Source organism: Cupriavidus sp. SIMBA_020 (assembly GCF_046535395.1).
GTDB lineage: Bacteria > Pseudomonadota > Gammaproteobacteria > Burkholderiales > Burkholderiaceae > Cupriavidus > Cupriavidus campinensis.
Map to the genome: position 1 here is coordinate 1 of NZ_JAWRWU010000270.1, position 316 is coordinate 316.

Annotated in this window: 1 protein-coding gene; it reads right to left on the reverse strand. The window is 67.4% G+C overall.

Features of this window, described 5'->3' with window-relative positions:
• On the reverse strand, positions 1 to 316 hold a 316-nt coding region (locus tag SB751_RS29155), incomplete at both ends, for a sigma-E factor regulatory protein RseB domain-containing protein (RefSeq protein WP_410748928.1).

Below are 316 nucleotides of genomic sequence, written 5' to 3' on the forward strand. Positions count from 1 at the left end.
GGCGACCCGGTGCAGGGCCGATTCGGTGCGGATCTTGTAGTGCTCGGTCAGGTTGGCCGGGTCACCCAGCAGCAGGCCGGGAAAGCGGTCGCCGCGGCGACGCTCGATCAGGACCGTCTTGCGCTCGGGAATCAGGCACTGCACATCTTCGTTGTGACGCAGGTACTCGCGCGGCTGGCCGTCCAGGATCTCGAGGCGCTCGCGTTCGCCGGTGCCGTCCAGGACGTGCACCAGGCGCGACGACTGGATCATCTCGCCTTGCTGGTACATGAACACGCCTGCGTAGTCCTGCTTGCGCGCCGCCTGCTGGATGCGC